The sequence below is a fragment of the Leptospira haakeii genome (assembly GCF_002812045.1).
Classification (GTDB): domain Bacteria; phylum Spirochaetota; class Leptospiria; order Leptospirales; family Leptospiraceae; genus Leptospira_B; species Leptospira_B haakeii.
On the sequence record NZ_NPEG01000006.1, the window covers coordinates 163,591 to 180,676 of the forward strand.

At 40.8% G+C, this 17,086-nt stretch carries 13 protein-coding genes and 1 tRNA gene; 8 read left to right on the forward strand and 6 right to left on the reverse strand.

All coding sequences use genetic code 11. The annotated features are described in order from the left end of the window. Positions 1–70: 70 nt before the first annotated feature. A complete protein-coding gene (locus tag CH377_RS11880) occupies positions 71–3,664 on the reverse strand; it encodes a vitamin B12-dependent ribonucleotide reductase (RefSeq protein WP_100724008.1) in 3,594 nt (1,197 codons plus the stop codon). Between the two features lie 217 nt (positions 3,665–3,881). On the opposite strand from CH377_RS11880, the gene CH377_RS11885 reads away from it, so the two are divergent. Then, a tRNA-Asn gene (locus CH377_RS11885) sits at positions 3,882–3,957 on the forward strand. A gap of 176 nt (positions 3,958–4,133) precedes the next feature. On the opposite strand, the gene CH377_RS11890 is transcribed toward CH377_RS11885, so the two are convergent. Beyond that, positions 4,134–5,276, reverse strand: a complete 1,143-nt coding sequence (locus CH377_RS11890; protein ID WP_100724009.1) for an NHL repeat-containing protein — start codon at positions 5,274–5,276, stop codon at positions 4,134–4,136. A 652-nt stretch (positions 5,277–5,928) separates the two neighbouring features. Between CH377_RS11890 and CH377_RS11895 the strand changes: the two genes are divergently transcribed. Both CH377_RS11895 and CH377_RS11900 read left to right on the forward strand, forming a co-directional pair. Further along, a complete protein-coding gene (locus CH377_RS11895) occupies positions 5,929–6,480 on the forward strand; it encodes a hypothetical protein (protein ID WP_100724010.1) in 552 nt (183 codons plus the stop codon). A gap of 14 nt (positions 6,481–6,494) precedes the next feature. Beyond that, the gene (locus CH377_RS11900; protein WP_100724011.1) at positions 6,495–8,714 is read left to right on the forward strand and encodes a membrane dipeptidase; all 2,220 of its coding nucleotides are present in this window, start codon (positions 6,495–6,497) and stop codon (positions 8,712–8,714) included. A 55-nt stretch (positions 8,715–8,769) separates the two neighbouring features. Here the strand turns inward: CH377_RS11900 and CH377_RS11905 are convergent, their stop codons facing one another. Both CH377_RS11905 and CH377_RS11910 read right to left on the reverse strand, forming a co-directional pair. Further along, on the reverse strand, positions 8,770–9,477 hold the full coding sequence (locus CH377_RS11905; RefSeq protein WP_100724012.1) for a LytR/AlgR family response regulator transcription factor: 708 nt from the start codon (positions 9,475–9,477) through the stop codon (positions 8,770–8,772). A 33-nt stretch (positions 9,478–9,510) separates the two neighbouring features. Next, positions 9,511–10,896 carry a sensor histidine kinase gene (locus CH377_RS11910; RefSeq protein WP_243402130.1) on the reverse strand — a complete coding sequence of 462 codons (1,386 nt, stop codon included), beginning with the start codon at positions 10,894–10,896 and terminating at the stop codon, positions 9,511–9,513. A gap of 332 nt (positions 10,897–11,228) precedes the next feature. Here CH377_RS11910 and CH377_RS11915 point away from each other — a divergent pair, with 332 nt between their 5' ends. The 5 genes from CH377_RS11915 to CH377_RS11935 all read left to right on the forward strand — a co-directional run bounded on the left by CH377_RS11915 (position 11,229) and on the right by CH377_RS11935 (position 15,526). After that, the gene (locus CH377_RS11915; protein WP_100724014.1) at positions 11,229–11,768 is read left to right on the forward strand and encodes a hypothetical protein; all 540 of its coding nucleotides are present in this window, start codon (positions 11,229–11,231) and stop codon (positions 11,766–11,768) included. 19 nt (positions 11,769–11,787) lie between these two features. Further along, a complete protein-coding gene (locus tag CH377_RS11920) occupies positions 11,788–14,004 on the forward strand; it encodes a membrane dipeptidase (RefSeq protein ID WP_100724015.1) in 2,217 nt (738 codons plus the stop codon). Positions 14,005–14,122: 118 nt separating this feature from the next. Then, on the forward strand, positions 14,123–14,605 hold the full coding sequence (locus tag CH377_RS11925) for a hypothetical protein (RefSeq protein ID WP_100724016.1): 483 nt from the start codon (positions 14,123–14,125) through the stop codon (positions 14,603–14,605). Between the two features lie 113 nt (positions 14,606–14,718). Next, the gene (locus tag CH377_RS11930; protein ID WP_100724017.1) at positions 14,719–15,087 is read left to right on the forward strand and encodes a DUF5684 domain-containing protein; all 369 of its coding nucleotides are present in this window, start codon (positions 14,719–14,721) and stop codon (positions 15,085–15,087) included. Further along, a complete protein-coding gene (locus tag CH377_RS11935; protein ID WP_100724018.1) occupies positions 15,059–15,526 on the forward strand; it encodes a DUF2752 domain-containing protein in 468 nt (155 codons plus the stop codon). Before CH377_RS11930 ends, CH377_RS11935 begins: the two co-directional genes overlap by 29 nt. Here CH377_RS11935 and CH377_RS11940 read toward each other — a convergent pair. Both CH377_RS11940 and xseA read right to left on the reverse strand, forming a co-directional pair. Next, complete coding sequence (locus CH377_RS11940) at positions 15,523–15,810, reverse strand: exodeoxyribonuclease VII small subunit (RefSeq protein ID WP_100724019.1); 288 nt, start codon at positions 15,808–15,810, stop codon at positions 15,523–15,525. The two genes, CH377_RS11935 and CH377_RS11940, sit on opposite strands and share 4 nt — an antisense overlap. Further along, the gene (gene xseA / locus CH377_RS11945; protein WP_100724020.1) at positions 15,807–17,084 is read right to left on the reverse strand and encodes an exodeoxyribonuclease VII large subunit; all 1,278 of its coding nucleotides are present in this window, start codon (positions 17,082–17,084) and stop codon (positions 15,807–15,809) included. The genes CH377_RS11940 and xseA overlap by 4 nt, the downstream gene beginning before the upstream one ends. Positions 17,085–17,086: the final 2 nt, after the last annotated feature.

Below are 17,086 nucleotides of genomic sequence, written 5' to 3' on the forward strand. Positions count from 1 at the left end.
AAACCTCGAATAGCAAATTTGCTACCCGAGGTTTTCTTCATTATTTGCGTGAACGCTTGGAACTTTTAGATCAAGAGCATCCAGTGGTTGCCCCGCAGGACATACATTTCAAACAGGAACCGTTTCTTACCATCTCGAAAGACCCACACTCAGTGCAAGAATCGCCGGTATATCCTTTGATTCTTGCCATTTTGATCTCTTCCATCAAAGCAATCCCTGAACTCGGTTTTTCCGTCCTCATCATCTGAGAATAAGAAATTGTTTCCGGCTCAGAAGAAGGAGCAGTTTCCACTACAGCAGAAGCTGCTGGTTGAGCAGGCGCCTTAGGTTGGATGGACTCAGAAGATTTTCTGGATCCGATCTCGTCTCCTCTTAGATCTTCAGGAGCTACCTGACCAAGATCGTATCTTCCCAAGTAAGTGATCGCAAGTTCTCTGAAGATGAAATCGATTACGGAAGTACTCATTTTGATATGTTTGTTTCCGGTAACGATACCATTCGGTTCGAATTTGAAGAATGTGAATGCATCCACAAACTCTTCTAATGGAACTCCATGTTGTAGACCTAAAGATACGGAAATCGCGAATGCATTCATCAAACTTCTGAACGCTGCACCTTCTTTGTGCATATCCACGAAGATCTCTCCGAGTTGTCCGTCTTCGTATTCACCAGTTCTTAAATAAACTTTATGACCACCCACAACTGCTTTTTGAGTATAACCAGCTCTTCTGTTAGGAAGTTTGCGTCTGTGGGAAATATACTTATAAACGATCTTTTCCGCAAATTGAGAAGGATCTTTAGCAACTGCAGCTTCCGCGATCTCTTCTTGTTCTTCTAACTCGATTCCGTTTAGAAGTTCCAATACAGAGTTCAAAGGCTGAGAAAGTTTGGATCCGTCACGGTAAAGAGCATTCGCTTTTACCATCATCTTCCAAGAGATATAGTATGCGTTTTTGATATCTTCGATAGTCGCATCTTCTGGAAGGTTGATCGTTTTAGAGATCGCACCGCTGATAAAAGGCTGAGCAGCAGCCATTGTGCGGATATGAGACTCATAGGAAAGATAACGTTTTCCGTATTTACCACATTTGTTCGCACAATCGAATACAGGATAATCTTTCTCTTTTAAGTAAGGAGCGTTCTCGATGGTCATTGTTCCACAAACATAATCATTTGCTTTATTGATCTCATCTTTAGAGAAACCTAAATGTTCGAGCAAATTGAATGTGAAAGAATCATAAGTTTCTTTTGCGATCCCTAAGTTCTTTTGTAAGAAATTCTCACCTAAGTTAAACTTATTAAATGCAAAATTAATATCAAACGCGTAAGGAAGAGAAGCTTCTACTTTTTCCAAAATTTCGTTCGTGAAACCTTTTTCTTTCAGGCTTTGGGTATTGATTACAGGAGCTCCGTTTAAGGTAGCATGTCCCTTACAATAATTCACGATAGATTCGATTTCAGAAGGGGAGTATCCCAATTTGCGAAGAGCCAGAGGAACGGATTGGTTGATAATTTTGAAATAACCACCACCCGCTAATTTTTTGAATTTCACCAGAGCGAAATCAGGCTCGATACCAGTAGTATCACAATCCATTACAAGACCGATAGTCCCTGTAGGTGCAATCACTGTAACTTGTGCGTTTCTGTATCCGTGAGCTTCTCCCAAAGAAACCGCATTATCGGAATCTTCCTGAGCTGCTTTCAAAAGATAAGAAGGGCAGTATGCAGGATCAATTCCTACAGGAGTGATAGTCAGACCTTCGTAATCTTCGGAAGGAACATTATATGCCGCTCTTTTGTGGTTTCTTAGAACTCTAAGCATATGCTTTTTGTTCTTCTCATAACCAGGGAATGGCCCCAATTCTTTTGCCATTTCCGCAGAAGTAGCATAAGCGGTCATATGCATGATAGAAGTGATGGCACCAGTGATCGCCATTGCTTCTTTAGAATCATAAGGAATTCCCATGATCATCAATGCTGAACCAAGGTTTGCATATCCAAGTCCGAGAGTTCTGAACTTATAAGAAAGTTCTGCGATCTCTCTGGAAGGGAACTGAGCCATGGTCACGGAAATCTCAAGGATGATTGTCCAAAGACGGCAAAGATAACGGAAACTTTCTACATCGAAAACAAGAGTTTCAGGATCTACAAATTTCTGTAAGTTCGCAGATGCCAGGTTACATGCAGTATTATCCAAGAACATGTATTCAGAACATGGGTTGGATGCGTTAATGTTTCCATCTTCAGGACAAGTATGCCATTCGTTGATGGTAGTATGATACTGAGTTCCAGGGTCAGCAGAAGACCAAGCCGCAAAAGAAATTCTATCCCAAAGATCTCTTGCTCTAATGGTTTTTGCAGGTTTAGCAGCTCTTTTTTCTTTGAGAGCTTTTTCCTTTTCAGTTCTGTTATATAAATGCCAAGGAAGATCTTGTTCTACAGCATTCATGAACTCATTCGGAAGACGAACTGAGTTATTACTGTTCTGTCCAGAAACAGTATTATATGCTTCTGATTGCCAGTCTGTGGTTAACTCTTCGAAAATGAGCTCTTTATAACCTTGTCTAGCAAGATCGATCACTCTCTTGATATAATTATCAGGGATTAAAACTTTCTTAGCTTCTAAGATAGTTTTTTTAAGAGCGGAGTTCTTTTTAGGTTCGAAACGATCCTCTCCCTCCATCTCGTAACAAGCTTTCATGATCGCATTTAGATGTCTGTTGTTCAGAATGGATCCGGTAACAAGAGAAGCTACTTTTTTCTCTTCTTCTACTTTCCAATCTACGAAACGATCGATATCCGGATGATCTACATCCAAACATACCATTTTAGCAGCACGACGAGTGGTTCCACCGGATTTGATCGCACCAGCAGCACGGTCTCCAATCTTTAAGAAACTCATTAAACCGGAACTTTTTCCTCCGCCAGAAAGGGATTCATTTTCCGCTCTCAGGTTAGAGAAGTTGGTTCCTGTTCCAGAACCGTATTTGAATAGGCGAGCCTCACGAACCCAAAGATCCATGATACCACCTTCATTTACTAGATCATCATCTACACTTTGAATAAAACATGCATGAGGTTGTGGATGTTCGTATGCGGAAGAAGATTTTACCAATTTTCCACTGGTAGGATCCACATAGAAATGTCCTTGGGATTTACCATCGATCCCATACGCCCAATGTAATCCAGTATTGAACCATTGAGGGGAGTTGGGAGCAGACATTTGAGAAGCCAACATGAATGCTACTTCTTCGTAGAAAGTTTTAGCACTTTCTTCGTCTGAAAAATAACCGTATTTATATCCCCAATAGGTCCAGCAGCCCGCTAAACGGTGAAATACTTCCTGCGCTGAGGCCTCTCCACCGAAACGATCTTCTGCTTTTAAAGAAGAAAGTTTTTCAGTGTCTGGTTCAGAGCGCTGTAACCATTCTGGAATGCCTTTTTCATCTACTTTTTTTAAGTATTTTGGCACTCCTTTGCGTCTGAAATACTTCTGGGCAAGAATATCTACTGCAACTTGAGACCATTGGTCCGGAACAAGAATGTCCTTAGCTTCGAAAACAACGGATCCGTCAGGGTTAGAGATCTTAGAATTCCTCTTAACCCAGTTTAAGTCCTTAGAAAATCCCTTCTCAGGTGAAGTGAAATGTTTATTTAGCTTCATAGCTTGCTCCTCAATGAAACTCCGGCAAAATATAGTGCGTTTTTGGATTATGTCACGCTACTATAGCTTTCAAATTTTCAGGTAGTACTTTTTCCGAAAGCCGTTCGGTTTTGCCGGAAAAATCTTCTATGTCTCCTTCAGAAAAATACCTATGTCTCGAAGATTTTTCATTGCCAACCTGCCTCAATTCTAAAAACTGGATTCTGCTACCGCAAATTCCCCTTTAGCTCAGTCGGTAGAGCAAGTGACTGTTAATCACTGGGTCGCAGGTTCGAGCCCTGCAGGGGGAGCCAATTTTATTCCTTTTTTCCGAATCTTAACAAGAATGACTTTTTTAGGATCTATTCAATAGACCCTAAAAGCCAACATTTGTTTAGTCTTTTTTCAGAAAATTTTACATTCAACTGAATTTTTAAAGAAGAAAAGCGGGTCCTGCTAGAAGAACGAGGACCCGTTAGTGAAGTTTAAACTACTTCGCGTTATAGATCAGATATCTGTAATTTCCAGTATCCGTCACGATGAGCTGCTTCGAATCGATCAAAGCGATTCCCTGAGGATTTTTCAAACCTGTCGCAGTCGTGTTCGCGCTCGTGCCGCTAAAGCTCGACTGGCCTAGAACTACATCCGCGGCCGCGCCACTAACAGTCGGCCAGGAATTCCAAATCAATACCCGATTATTCCCTGAATCCGTCACAAAAATACGAGTCCCATCGGAAGTTACATACGTGGGTCCATTTAATAAATTATTTCCTGAACCGGATATAGCAGGATAAGTATCAAGATCGTCGCTTCCTAAGACTAGATCCGCTGCCTGCCCAGTGGATGTAGGAAAGGTATTCCAAACAAAAACCTTATGATAGAGAGAATCCACCACAAGCAATTTTGTTCCATCGGTCCATACACCTCTACTAGTTAAACAACCTTCTAAGCTAAGCATGCCGCCTGTATTGGTAAAATTCGCTTGTCCAAGTACAAGGTCCGCATTTGCTCCGTCAGCAGTCGGAATGGAATTCCAGATCAGTACACCGCATCGATCGTAATCGGAAACCAAAACTTTTCCTCCGGCCACCGCAAGACCGCCCTTATGCTGCCTAAACGTTGACCGCGATGTGGAATTACTTGCAGTATTTGTAGTATTTGTTTGTCCTATCACAACATTTGCCGAGGCATTGCTTGCAGTGGGGAAGGTATTGTACACCAATACTCGATTCGCGGTCTGGTCAGAGATCAAAAGTTTGGTCCCGTCTGTGGCGATATCCACCGGTCCAGTTGATACAGAGGCAGAGACGGTATTTGACCAAGAAGTACCATTTGTCTGTCCGATAACAAAACTCGCAGTTGGATAATTAGACGTAGGGACGGAATTGAAGACTAGAGTTCTACAGTTTCCAGTGTCCGGAACAAAAAGTTTCCCGTTGGAAAATAAGGGAGTCCCCTTAGGTCCAGTTCCGGAATTACAGTCATCTCCTATTGTGGATAAGGAAAAGCCTCCGGCGGTTCCGGAGCCGTCATTGTTTGAAACACCTGTAGTTAAATTATTCTGCCCGATTACCGCCGAAGCTTCTTGGCCAGTTGTAAACCCTGTGGAAGAAGAACTTGATCCTGAATTCAAGAGTAAAAGACCAGCTAGATTTTGTCCTCCACCATCCGAACAACCCGTAATTACCGCGAATAAGGTAATACTAATTAAAAAAAAAACGAAAGCACAAATGATTCATTAAATAACCTTTATATAGTTTTGCCATTCGAGGAATGAAAATATTCAATTACCACAAAGTTATCTTAAAAGATTATTACATTTTCAGAAAATAATCGAATACCCCCTCGATCGAGGGATAAACAAACGTTCATAAAATTATTTTGGACCTAAGGAAAAAAATTAAATCAACTTCTACCTCTTCTCAGCTAAGATCCTTAAAAAGATTTTCTCCTCTTGCAACGAACTCAGACTAGATTTCCCCAAACTGCCAGACATTCTTATTTCCCCATGAGGGACAAGAGGATTTTGTTGAAAATCTATGTCATTTCCATATTCTCTTTCTTAAAAGCGTTACGTTTAAAACAGATTATTCAATAAGCCATATTGTTAAACGAAATAATCCTAAAAATAAAACTCTTTATCGAACAAACGATATAATTTGATGATAGGTTTTAGAACGATCGATATATATATATTATGATTATTTTTTCCATTCATCATACTTAGATTCACTTTCATCCCAAACTCATTGCACAGCTGATCAAAGACTTGTATCTTCCTTTGCATGCCACGCAAAATAGCATTAATAGCCGTTTCTACCCTTATTTTAAGCTTATTTGTCCTTTTAGTGCTTCCGTCCTCTTCTAAGGACACAGAAGCTGCCCATTCTCATTCCGGAAAAAGCGGCTTTTCCGAAAGATTCTCTTCTTTATCCAATTTTTTAGGCCTGGGTTCATCTTCTTCCAACGATGAAGAAGGACTTATACCTGCTTCTCTTTTGAGAAATGAAACTCCTGACAATTTATATTGGGTAGCCGTAGCAACTCCAAGAGATGCGGCAGAAATGAAAGCCCAGAATGAGCTAAGAGAAGATTGGGCAGCTCTTTATGGAAAAATTTATTCCAATAAAGCAACTCGCATAGAGATAGATGAGTATTTTACGGCTCAAATCAAACTACATGAAGATCAATTAGAACTATTGAAGATCATGGAGGATCGATATCCGGAACGTTTGAATGACGATTCGAGAAGAATGATTCTGGCCGGCAAAGAACTATATGCTAAAAAGTTAAAAAACGTAAAAGATGAATATGAAAAACACATAAACCAAAAATAGATTTGGAGAGAATTATGAATTATCGGTCAATACGAAGATCCGTACGCGGCTTCGTAGTATGTACGATGTTTTTCGCAGGAAGTGTATCCGTGTTTGCGGATCCTTATTGGGGAACATTCAAGAAGGATAGCTGTACGTCAATTTTCCCTGGCAAACGTCAGTATTCAGCAATCCTTTACGGGATCCCTTCGGGCCAGAGCTGGGAAACTACCTGCGCGAATATGGGAGCAACCATTAACGGCCAAGTATTTACGAAGCCTAGTCGTTGTAAGAATACCGGTTTAAATATGTGGGGAGAATTCGATGTACTCGACGACTCCTGCGAAGCAAACTGGTCTGCTACAGACGATGGCGGAGCATATAACTGGACTCATAAGAATGACGGTTGCCAAACCTCTGGAACGTACGCGGGGAAAAGAAAATATTCTTCCCGTATTTGGAACGTAGTAGGGATTACTTGGGAAGCTGCTTGTGCTCAATTGCCTATCACAATCGCAGGTAAAACTTATACAACTCCAACAAAATGTGTGAATACCGGAACCACAGGAATGTGGGGAGAATGGTATGTTGCAGATTCAAGTTGTGAGTCCGCTCCAAAAGCGTATGCAAGAGGTGCTCAAGATTCTCTCAAAAGAACTGGAACTCTTTCTGGTTATGTGGATCTTCATACTCACCCAATGGCTCATTTAGGTTTTGGAGGAGTAATCTTCCATGGTGCTCCTTACGGAGAACCAGCAACTGCACTCGCAGATTGCCCTAGTATGTCTAACGAAGGCCACTCCGCTGGACACTCCAGAGTAGAAGCAATCGTTCAAGATGATATTATTGGAGCTCTACTTTCTACAGCAAAACATGATAATAGAGGATACGCAAGTTTCCCTTATTGGCCTGCAAACAATAGTTACACTCACCAAACAATGTATTATGAGTGGATCAAACGTGCCTACGAAGGCGGTTTGAGAACTATGGTTGTCCTTGCTGTAAACGGTGATTATATGTTCGGAGCAACTGATAACGGTCTTCCGGATATTATCAAAGGTATCGCAATTGCAACTGATCCAGTTTATGATCTAAACGACATGAACACTTTACGTCGTCAGACCCAAGCAGTATATGATATGCAAACTTGGATCGATCAGAAGAGTGGTGGAGCGGGACTCGGATGGTTCCGTATCGTAAAATCTCCTTCTGAAGCACAAAGTGTGATCGCTGCCGGTAAACTCGCAGTGGTTTTAGGTGCAGAAGTAGATTATTTAGTAGATTGTACAACCACAACTTGTACTGACTCTATGATCACTCAAGGTGTTCAAGCAATGTATGACGCAGGTTTACGTTATATATTCCCAATCCACTTAAAAACCAACGGGTTCGGTGGAGCAGGTCTCTATAATATCCTTGGAAGTGGAACCAAGTATGATTGTAAACACTACGGACAAGATTGTAATACTGCAGGTTTAACTTCTTACGGACCTAAGATCATGAAAGCCCTAATGCAAAAAGGGATGATCATAGACGTGGGACACATGTCCGCAAGATCCTTGGAAGGAGCTCTGACTTACGCAGAACAACAATCTTATCCAGGTATTGTTACTGGTCACACCGGCGTGTATGATATGGCGAACAAAGGAAATCGTCATGAGGCAAATCCAACAGGAGCTGCACTCAAACGAATCATTGCATTAGGTGGAATGATTGGACTTATCCCAGGGCAAGGAAATCTGGATGAAGTAGGAGAGTGGAGACAAAACTCTGATGGCTCTTATATCTCCCATGCTTGTGGAGGAACCACCCAGACATTTGCACAATCCTATCAGTATCTTAGAAACCTGATCGGAGACCAAGCGTATGACGGAAGAATCTCAGTCGGAACCGACTTTAACGGATTCGCCCATATGCCAGGACCTCGTTATGGAACTCGTGCATGCCCAGGAGGAGTATCTACGATCGCTCAACCTGATTCTGCTAAAGTAGGATATCCATTTGCTCCGGATGCTTCCATTAGGAAAGCTGCAACTCTTTCAGCTCTTCCTTCCCTTGGAAAATATACATTTGGGAACAGGACATTCGACTTCAATACGGAAGGAGCTTCTCATATCGGGCTTATGCCTGACTTCTTTGAAGATTTAAGACAGCAAGGACTTAAACGTTCCGATCTGGAACCAGTTTATCGTTCGGCTGACTTCTTCACCACTATGTGGCAGAACGCAGTCACAAGAGGTGCGAGCATCCAATAAAGAAATCTAACGAAATAGATTTTTCTTAAGCCCGCCAAACCCTGCGGGCTTTTTTTTAACCTAACATATCTTTTAGGGAATTATAATTTGATCTGGATAAGGCAACTTCTGCAGAGTCGCCTAAAAGAACTTTAAAATGGTTTCCTTTTCCATGTAAGATCTTTTTTACTTCGGATAGATTGATAATAAAGGATCTATGAGAACGGAAAAAATCAGAATTGAGTTCCGCCAGAACGGACTCCATTGTTTTACGTATCAGTTCTTTTCTGCCAGACTTAAGATGGATCTCCGTAAAATTACCAGATGCCTCTAAATATAGAATATCCTGAAATCGGATCACTTCTATCATTCCGTCTTTTTTTAAGGAGATACTATTCTTGCGCATAGAATCCGCCTTAGAAGCAGAGGCTGCCTTCATACGATCTATCGCTGCTATAAATCTTTCTCTAGTAAACGGCTTTGCCACAAAGTCCAAAACACCAAAATCAAATGCAGTTACCGCATTTTGTTTATCAGAAGAAATCACGATCGTATAGAATGAATCTTTTTCAGGAAGTTTTAATATCTCATAACCTGACTGCCCTTTCAGATTGATATCCAAAAGCAAAAGGTCTACAGGATTTTCCTTAATACTATAGAGAGCTGGAGTCAATTCATCGAATGTTTTAAGAGAGACTAGACTTTTTCCGAATGCCTCTCTACAATAATGCTGGATGGTTCTTGCCATCAGCTTATCATCTTCAACTAGAACAGCTCTCACCATGCTTAGCGAGTTCTATAAAAAATTCTTAAATGGTCAATCTGAAATTTTAGTTCTAGAAAACAGAAGTGTAAATGTTGCCCCTTGTCCAGGTTTACTATCCAAACTGATCTTCGCATTTAATAGCTCTACCAATCGATGAACAGCATAAAGCCCCACACCGGTAGAAGGTTCATTGCCAGTAGGTTTAGCAGAGAGCCGAGTGAATCTTGAGAATAAAAGTTTTTTATCCTCGTCGGTAAATCCTTTTCCTTCATCGCTGATCTGGATCTGTATGAAGTCCCCCTTATCTTTGATCAGTTTAGAATGTATGAATATAGAACCTCCTGGAGGAGAATATTTCACCGCATTTGAGACCAAATTATCCAAGATGCTAGCTACCGCTTTTCTGTCCGAACGGATCTTTATATCTTCTTTATCAAATTTAGTATGAAATTGAATACGTTTTAGAGAAGCCTGATAATCGAAGTTTTGGATCGTAGATCTAATATACGAATTAATATTAAAAATATCATAAGCTATTTTAATATTCTCAAAGCCGGAAGCAGCAATTCCAACAAGATCATCAATATGGCCTAGAATTTTTCGAGAAGAACTTTCTATATCTGTGAGGATCTCCTTCTTCTCCTTATCTGAAAATGATTTTAAGTTTTTGCGAAGAATCGTACTAATACTCATAATCCCAGAAAGTGGACTTTTTAAATCGTGAACTGCAATACTGATCATATCACTTTTATTTGTATCTTCTTCCCTGAGTCTTTCGTTCAAACGAATGATCCTTTGGGTTTTGAGATAAGTATTCGCCAAAGTTAAAAAAGACACACGATCAAAAATTAAGATCAAAAATAAGGTCACGAGAGGGTTTTGTATAAGTACAGGTTCTCGATTCCCAGTATAATAGATAAAACCGTATAGAATTGAATAGTTGATCGTGTAGATAAAATACTTGGTATGATCCGGAAACCTAAACATGATCGCAACACTGAACATCGCGGTGGAGAAGAGTGAAATTTCAGGCAGCCTAGGAAATACAACGACAGTGATACATGTCCCGGTCAGGGAAAGAAGAAGTACCCCAATCCTACAAAACAATTTGATCCGATCCAGATCGGCTCTATGCAATCGGCCCGAATTCAAAAGTACATTCATTGTAAGGAAAACCGAATAAAAGACCAAGTCGAATAGTACGAATGAATTATCCTTAGCATCCGAAAATGCATCGAGTAGATCATAGAATGCAAAAGGTAAAATAATGATAGGAAGGATGAGATACACATATCTGAGTACGATCAAAATTTCGAGATATGCGTTCCTTGTGAATACAGGAGCAAAGTTTACGGAAGAGAGTATCTTTGCCTTTCTATACTGCCTAAGTGCAAAACGATAATTGAGCCCGAAAAGAAACCGAAGTAACGCCTGCATATTCCCAAATTTATCCCTTTCCCTTTTAAAAAACTCCCTTTTTTGTCCAATCATTCGATTTAGGAAAACTAGTGAAAAAACTTTGTCAAAAAGATGAATTAGAAAAGCCATAAATTCCTGAAAAAAGAATGTACTCATCTCCAAGAATACAAGCAATTATCATAGTACTACTTGTTCTAGTTTATAATTTTATGACTTAAGTATCGATTTTACTTCTTCTTTTGCTTTGCAAAAATTACTAGAGCATGTTTCCAAATATTTATAACATTTTTCTAATAAATAGTTACAAAGAATTTGCATAAAGGAGCATAATGTAATATACTGTTCGGCCGATGCCATCTAAGAAAAACGCATTACTGATTTCTTCTGCTTTTGTTATAGTAGTTCTTATTTTTATTTTTACTAGAAGTCAGGCGGGGGCTTCCCAAGCTTCTTCCAAAAACATTTTTTCCGAAGGGTTCTCTATGTTCTCCGGGTTTATCAGCCCGGGAACTTCTTCTAACTATAACGAAGACAATGCTGTTGTCTCTGCTGCCTTATTAAAGAGTGAAACCCCAGACAATTTATACTGGGTGGCTGTTGCGACTCCCCAAGATGCTGGAGAAAAAAAAGCACAGGAAGAACTTTTAGAAAGCTGGGCTACATTGTACGGAAAAATTTACTCCGGAAAAGCGACCCGCAAGGAAATCGATCAATATTATACCGCGCAAATAAAACTCCAAGAGGATCAATTGGAATTGTTGCGCTTGATGGAAGAAAGATATCCAGAGCGCCTTGATGACGAAAAACGCAGAATGATACTAGCCGGCAAAGAACTGTACGGCAAAAAGCTGAAAAACGTAACCGAAGAATACAAAAAACATACAAACTAGTAAGTAGGGAGAGAAACGTATGAAAACTCGGCTTTTACGAGGTCGTGCGTTAGGTGTCGTATTCTTAGCTGTTTTTGCTATGAGCACGTCCGTTTTCGGCGATCCATATTGGGGAACATTTAAGAAGGATAGTTGCACTGCAATTTTTCCAGGGAAACGTCAATATTCAGCAATCCTTTATGGGATTCCATCAGGACAAAGTTGGGAAACAACCTGTGCCAATATGGGAGCAACCATTAATGGCCAAGTATTCACTAAACCAAGTCGTTGCAAAAACACTGGATTCAATATGTGGGGAGAATTCGATCTGATCGATGATTCTTGCGAAGCAAACTGGTCTGCTCCAGATGAAGGTGGAATCTATAACTACACTCATAAGAATGATGGTTGTCAGTCCTCCGGTTCTTATGCAGGTAAAAGAAAGTATTCTTCACGTTTATGGAATATAGTAGGTTCTTGGGAAGAAGCCTGCGCGAAGATGCCGATCACAATCGCAGGTAAAACCTATACCACACCTCATAGATGTGTGAATACAGGTGGAGCCACAGGTATGTGGGGAGAATGGTACGTAGCTGATTCAAGTTGTGAATCTGCTCCACAAGCATATAACAGAGGGGCTAACGATTCTCTTAAGAGAAGCGGAACTCTTCCCGGATATGTGGATCTTCACACTCACCCAATGGCAAATTTAGGCTTCGGTGGAGTGATCTTCCATGGATCTCCATTCGGGCCAGCTGCGACTGCATTAGCAGATTGTCCTAGCACTTCTGACGAAGGACATTCGGCAGGACACTCTAGGGTAGAAGCAATCGTTCAAGATGATATCATCGGAGCCTTATTAGGAACGGCTCGTCACGATAATAGAGGATACGCTGGCTTCCCTTATTGGCCTGCGAACAATAGTTACACTCACCAAACCATGTATTATGAATGGATCAAACGCGCCTATGAAGGCGGGATGAGAGCCATGGTAGTACTCGCAGTAAACGGTGACTATATGTTTGGAGCTACTGATAACGGACTTCCAGATATCATTAAAGGAATAGCGATCGCTACTGATCCAGTTTACGACTTGAATGATATGAACACTTTGCGCCGACAAACCCAAGCAGTATATGATATGCAAGCTTGGATCGACTCACAAAGTGGCGGTCCAGGACAAGGTTGGTTCCGTATCGTAAAAACTCCTGCAGATGCACAAAGTGTGATCTCTGGCGGTAAACTTGCAGTAGTCTTAGGAGCGGAAGTAGATTACCTAGTAGATTGTACAGGAAGTAACTGTAACGATTCTATGATCACCCAAGGCGTACAAGAATTGTATGATTTGGGGTTACGTTATGTGTTCCCGATCCACTTGAAAACCAACGGATTCGGTGGAGCAGGTCTTTACAATATCCTTGGAAGTGGAACTAAGTACGACTGTAAACACTACGGACAGGATTGTAATACTGCAGGCTTGACCACTTACGGACAAAAAGTCTTAAGAGAGTTGATGAAAAAAGGAATGATCATCGATGTAGGTCATATGTCTGCAAAATCTTTGGACGGAGCGATTACTTTTGCTGAACAACAATCATATCCTGGAATCGTAACTGGTCACACCGGTGTGTATGATATGGCGAATAAAGGAAATCGTCACGAGGCAAACCCAACAGGTGCAGCACTCAAACGTATCAGCACCTTAGGTGGAATGATCGGGCTTATCACTGGACAAGGAAATCTGGAAGAAGTAGGTGAGTGGAGACAGAATAGCGACGGTTCTTATATCGCACATGCTTGCGGTGGAACTAGCCAAACATTCGCTCAATCTTACCAATATCTCAAAAATCTAATAGGTGATCCTGCTTATGACGGAAGGATAGCTATCGGAACAGATTTTAACGGATTTGCTCATATGCCTGGACCTCGTTATGGAACTCGTGCTTGTCCTGGAGGAACTTCAGTCATTGCACAGCCGGAGGCTTCTAAAGTGGGATATCCATTCTCTCCTGACTCTTCCATTAGATTAGCGGCAACTCTTGCGGCTTCTCCTTCTCTTGGAAAATACTCATTCGGGAATAGGACATTCGACTTCAATACGGAAGGTGCGTCTCATATAGGGCTCATGCCAGACTTCTTTGAAGACTTAAGACAGCAGGGACTTAAACGTTCCGATCTGGAACCGGTATATAGATCCGCAGACTTCTTCACTACGATGTGGCAGAACGCGGTAAATAGGAGCGGAAGTATCCAGTAACTAAACCAAGGCCCGCTACAAAGCGGGCCTTTTTGTTCTTCTATAATCCGAAAGAAAAAGTTTGGTCTTTGGAACTAAAAAAGAATAATAGGTTCTAAGATAAAAAGAGCTTATTTCCATGAGGCTTTTATTGAACCTTAAAACTTTTACTCCTTCCTTATTCCTATTATTGACCCTTGCATGCTCCAAAAACGGAGATACAACTTCTACGGACGATACTGCGGCTAGTCTATTATACTCGGCTTACGGAGCCAGTTTCACTCCTGTCCCGACTGGAGGATGTGCGGACTCGGCAGTCCCAACTATCGTTACCGGGGGATCCGCAACATTCTCCGGGGCAAGTTATCACTATTATTTCTATTCTTTTACCGGAAATGGCGCAACAAATACCTTTAACGTTAGTTTTACAAGTGGGGAAGCCGATTTGTGGATCGGGACAGAAAACTCTGTGCTGATCCCAACGGATTTTAGTCAGGTAGAAGTTAGAAGTGAGAATATAGGGACCGAATCCTATTCCGGAGTAAATACTACAAACGGTTCCACCCGTTGTTTGGTCATTCCGGTCACGGATGCTGGAACAATTACTTTGTCGGTCCAGTAAGTCGGGTTAAACCATTCGGTCTATTTGGGAAATTAAAAATTTCGTAAATTTTCTTCTTGCTTTCCTGAAATTAAAAATATACTTCCTCAGATTCTATTTTTGGAGCAAAACGAATGGAAGAAAGTTCAGGTTCAGGAATCGGTTTAGTCATAACCGCTATCGTTTATATTGCGATCCTTGGAGTATTCCTATTTTCCTTCTGGAAAATATTCGAAAAAGCAGGCAGACCTGGTTGGGCAGGGATCATTCCGATTTATAACCTTTATGTATTAATGGAAATCGTTGGAAGACCTGGTTGGTGGTTTATCCTATTTTTCGTCCCTTGTGTTGGTATCATTATCAGCATTCTTGTTGCTATCGATTTGGCTAAATCATTCGGTAAGACTGCAGGTTATGCGGTACTTTTCATTTTTGGAATTGGATATCCGATATTAGCATTCTCTGATTCGAAATATGTGGGACCAGCTGCGAAATCAGCTTAATAATTTTTTAATATTAGAAACCGGATCCAAAACTGGTCCGGTTTCTAATCCTATCTTCCGATTATTTTTCGCTATTTCACTATCTTTAATCGTATTTATCACTCTAACCATCTTAATTTCCTTTCAGCTACCATTGGATACAGAATCGGAGCACTGGTTTACTATCTGTTGGTGGAAACATCTAACAGGCTGGGATTGCCCAGGCTGCGGACTGACTAGATCAGTGATATGTTTTTTTAGAGGGGATTTTTCCCAGTCCTGGGAATATCATCCATTCGGGATCCCGATTTCCATTCTAGGAATTTCCGGTTTTATCATCCGATGGAATCTAGGTAAACAAGTTTGGAGAAAAATTTTAGAAAATCGGTTTACTGAATTTTTTGCGTATTTAGGAGTTATTTCAATTTTTGTTTGGTACTATATCAAACATTTCTATTAAAATAACTCATCATCGTCCGCAGGAGGGGTCGCAGCTCTTGAAGAAGTTTCAGACTTAGGACTTGCGGTCTTTTTCTGAGTTTCTCCACTTCCTGATTTAGAAAGATATTCAATTTTTCCTTCCGCTTCCGCAAGGATAGATTGGCAAAGGATCTTGAGTTCCATTCCTCTCTCATAAGATTTAATGGATTCTTCTAGGGTCAATTGTCCTCTTTCCAAATTTTCAGCGATCTGCTCCAATTCGGTTAATGCTTGTTCAAAACTGATTTCTGTTTTTTTACTCATTGTATTTCACCTTGGTAAGAAACCCGAATCCTACCTTCCGCAAGTATGACCTCTAGTTCTTCCTCTTTCTCCAATTGTGCCGGAGATGTAACGACTTTTTTTCCTTTCTTCCTAACTACGGAGTATCCTCTTTTCAAAGTCCCTAAGGGAGAAAATCCTTCCAGCTTTCCGGAGAGAAGTTGGAACTCCTTCTTCTTCCTTTCCAACTGGGATTTAAAAGAAGTAATCAATCCAGTCGATACAGGACTAAATTTGTTTTGGGCGCTCATCAGATAGTTTTTACCCAATAGATGTATTCTGGAATTGATCTCATCCAGTTGTAAAATACGATCGTTCAACATGGACCTAGGATCTAAGAATGCTTTTTTATTGGTCAGTATCCGAAACTTTTCTTTTAGATTGTTTGCCTGGTTTTTTAAAGCTGTTTTAAGTCGGATTTCGAATTCAATAAGTCCTGATTCAACAAGTTCCATTTCTGGCACAGCCATTTCTGCCGCGGCCGTAGGAGTGGGTGCAAAATGGTCGGCTGCCAAGTCGGAAAGAACTGAATCTATCTGGTGACCAACCGCGGAAATAATAGGAACACGGCTTTGTGCAAACGTAAGTACCACTTTTTCGTCGTTGAACGCCATCAGATCTTCTGTACTTCCCCCACCTCGACCTGCAATGATCAGATCCACGTCCCACTTAGGATCATTTAATTGTTTAATCGCAGAAATAATGGATTCAGGCGCTCCGTCTCCTTGGACAAGGCAAGGAGAGATCAAAATATCTATATTAGGAAATCTTTGTTTAGAAATACGAATAATGTCTTCGATCGCCGCTCCGGTGGGGGAAGTAGCAACACCAATCCTCCACGGAAATGCAGGGAGTTTACGTTTTCTTTCCGGGTCAAAAACACCCTGGGCAGCAAGTTTTTTTTTCAGTTCTTCTATCTGAAGTAAAAGGTCCCCTTGTCCCAACTCTTCTATTTTAGAAATATTTAAATTGTATTGGCCGCGAGGTTCGTATACAGAGATTGCACCGAATGCTTTTATCTCCATTCCGTTTTCCAAAGGTTTTCCTTTATATCTTCCATTACTATAAGAGAAAAAGGTACAGGCGATTAAGGACTTTGGGTCTTTTAAATTAAAATAAATATGACCTTGGTGAGACTTTGAATAATTGGAAATTTCTCCTTGGATCCAGATATTCCTAAGAATATCCGGGCCAGTTAGAAGTTGTTTAACGATAGAATTGATTTCCGAAACGGAATATGTTTTTGTTTCTTCCATCC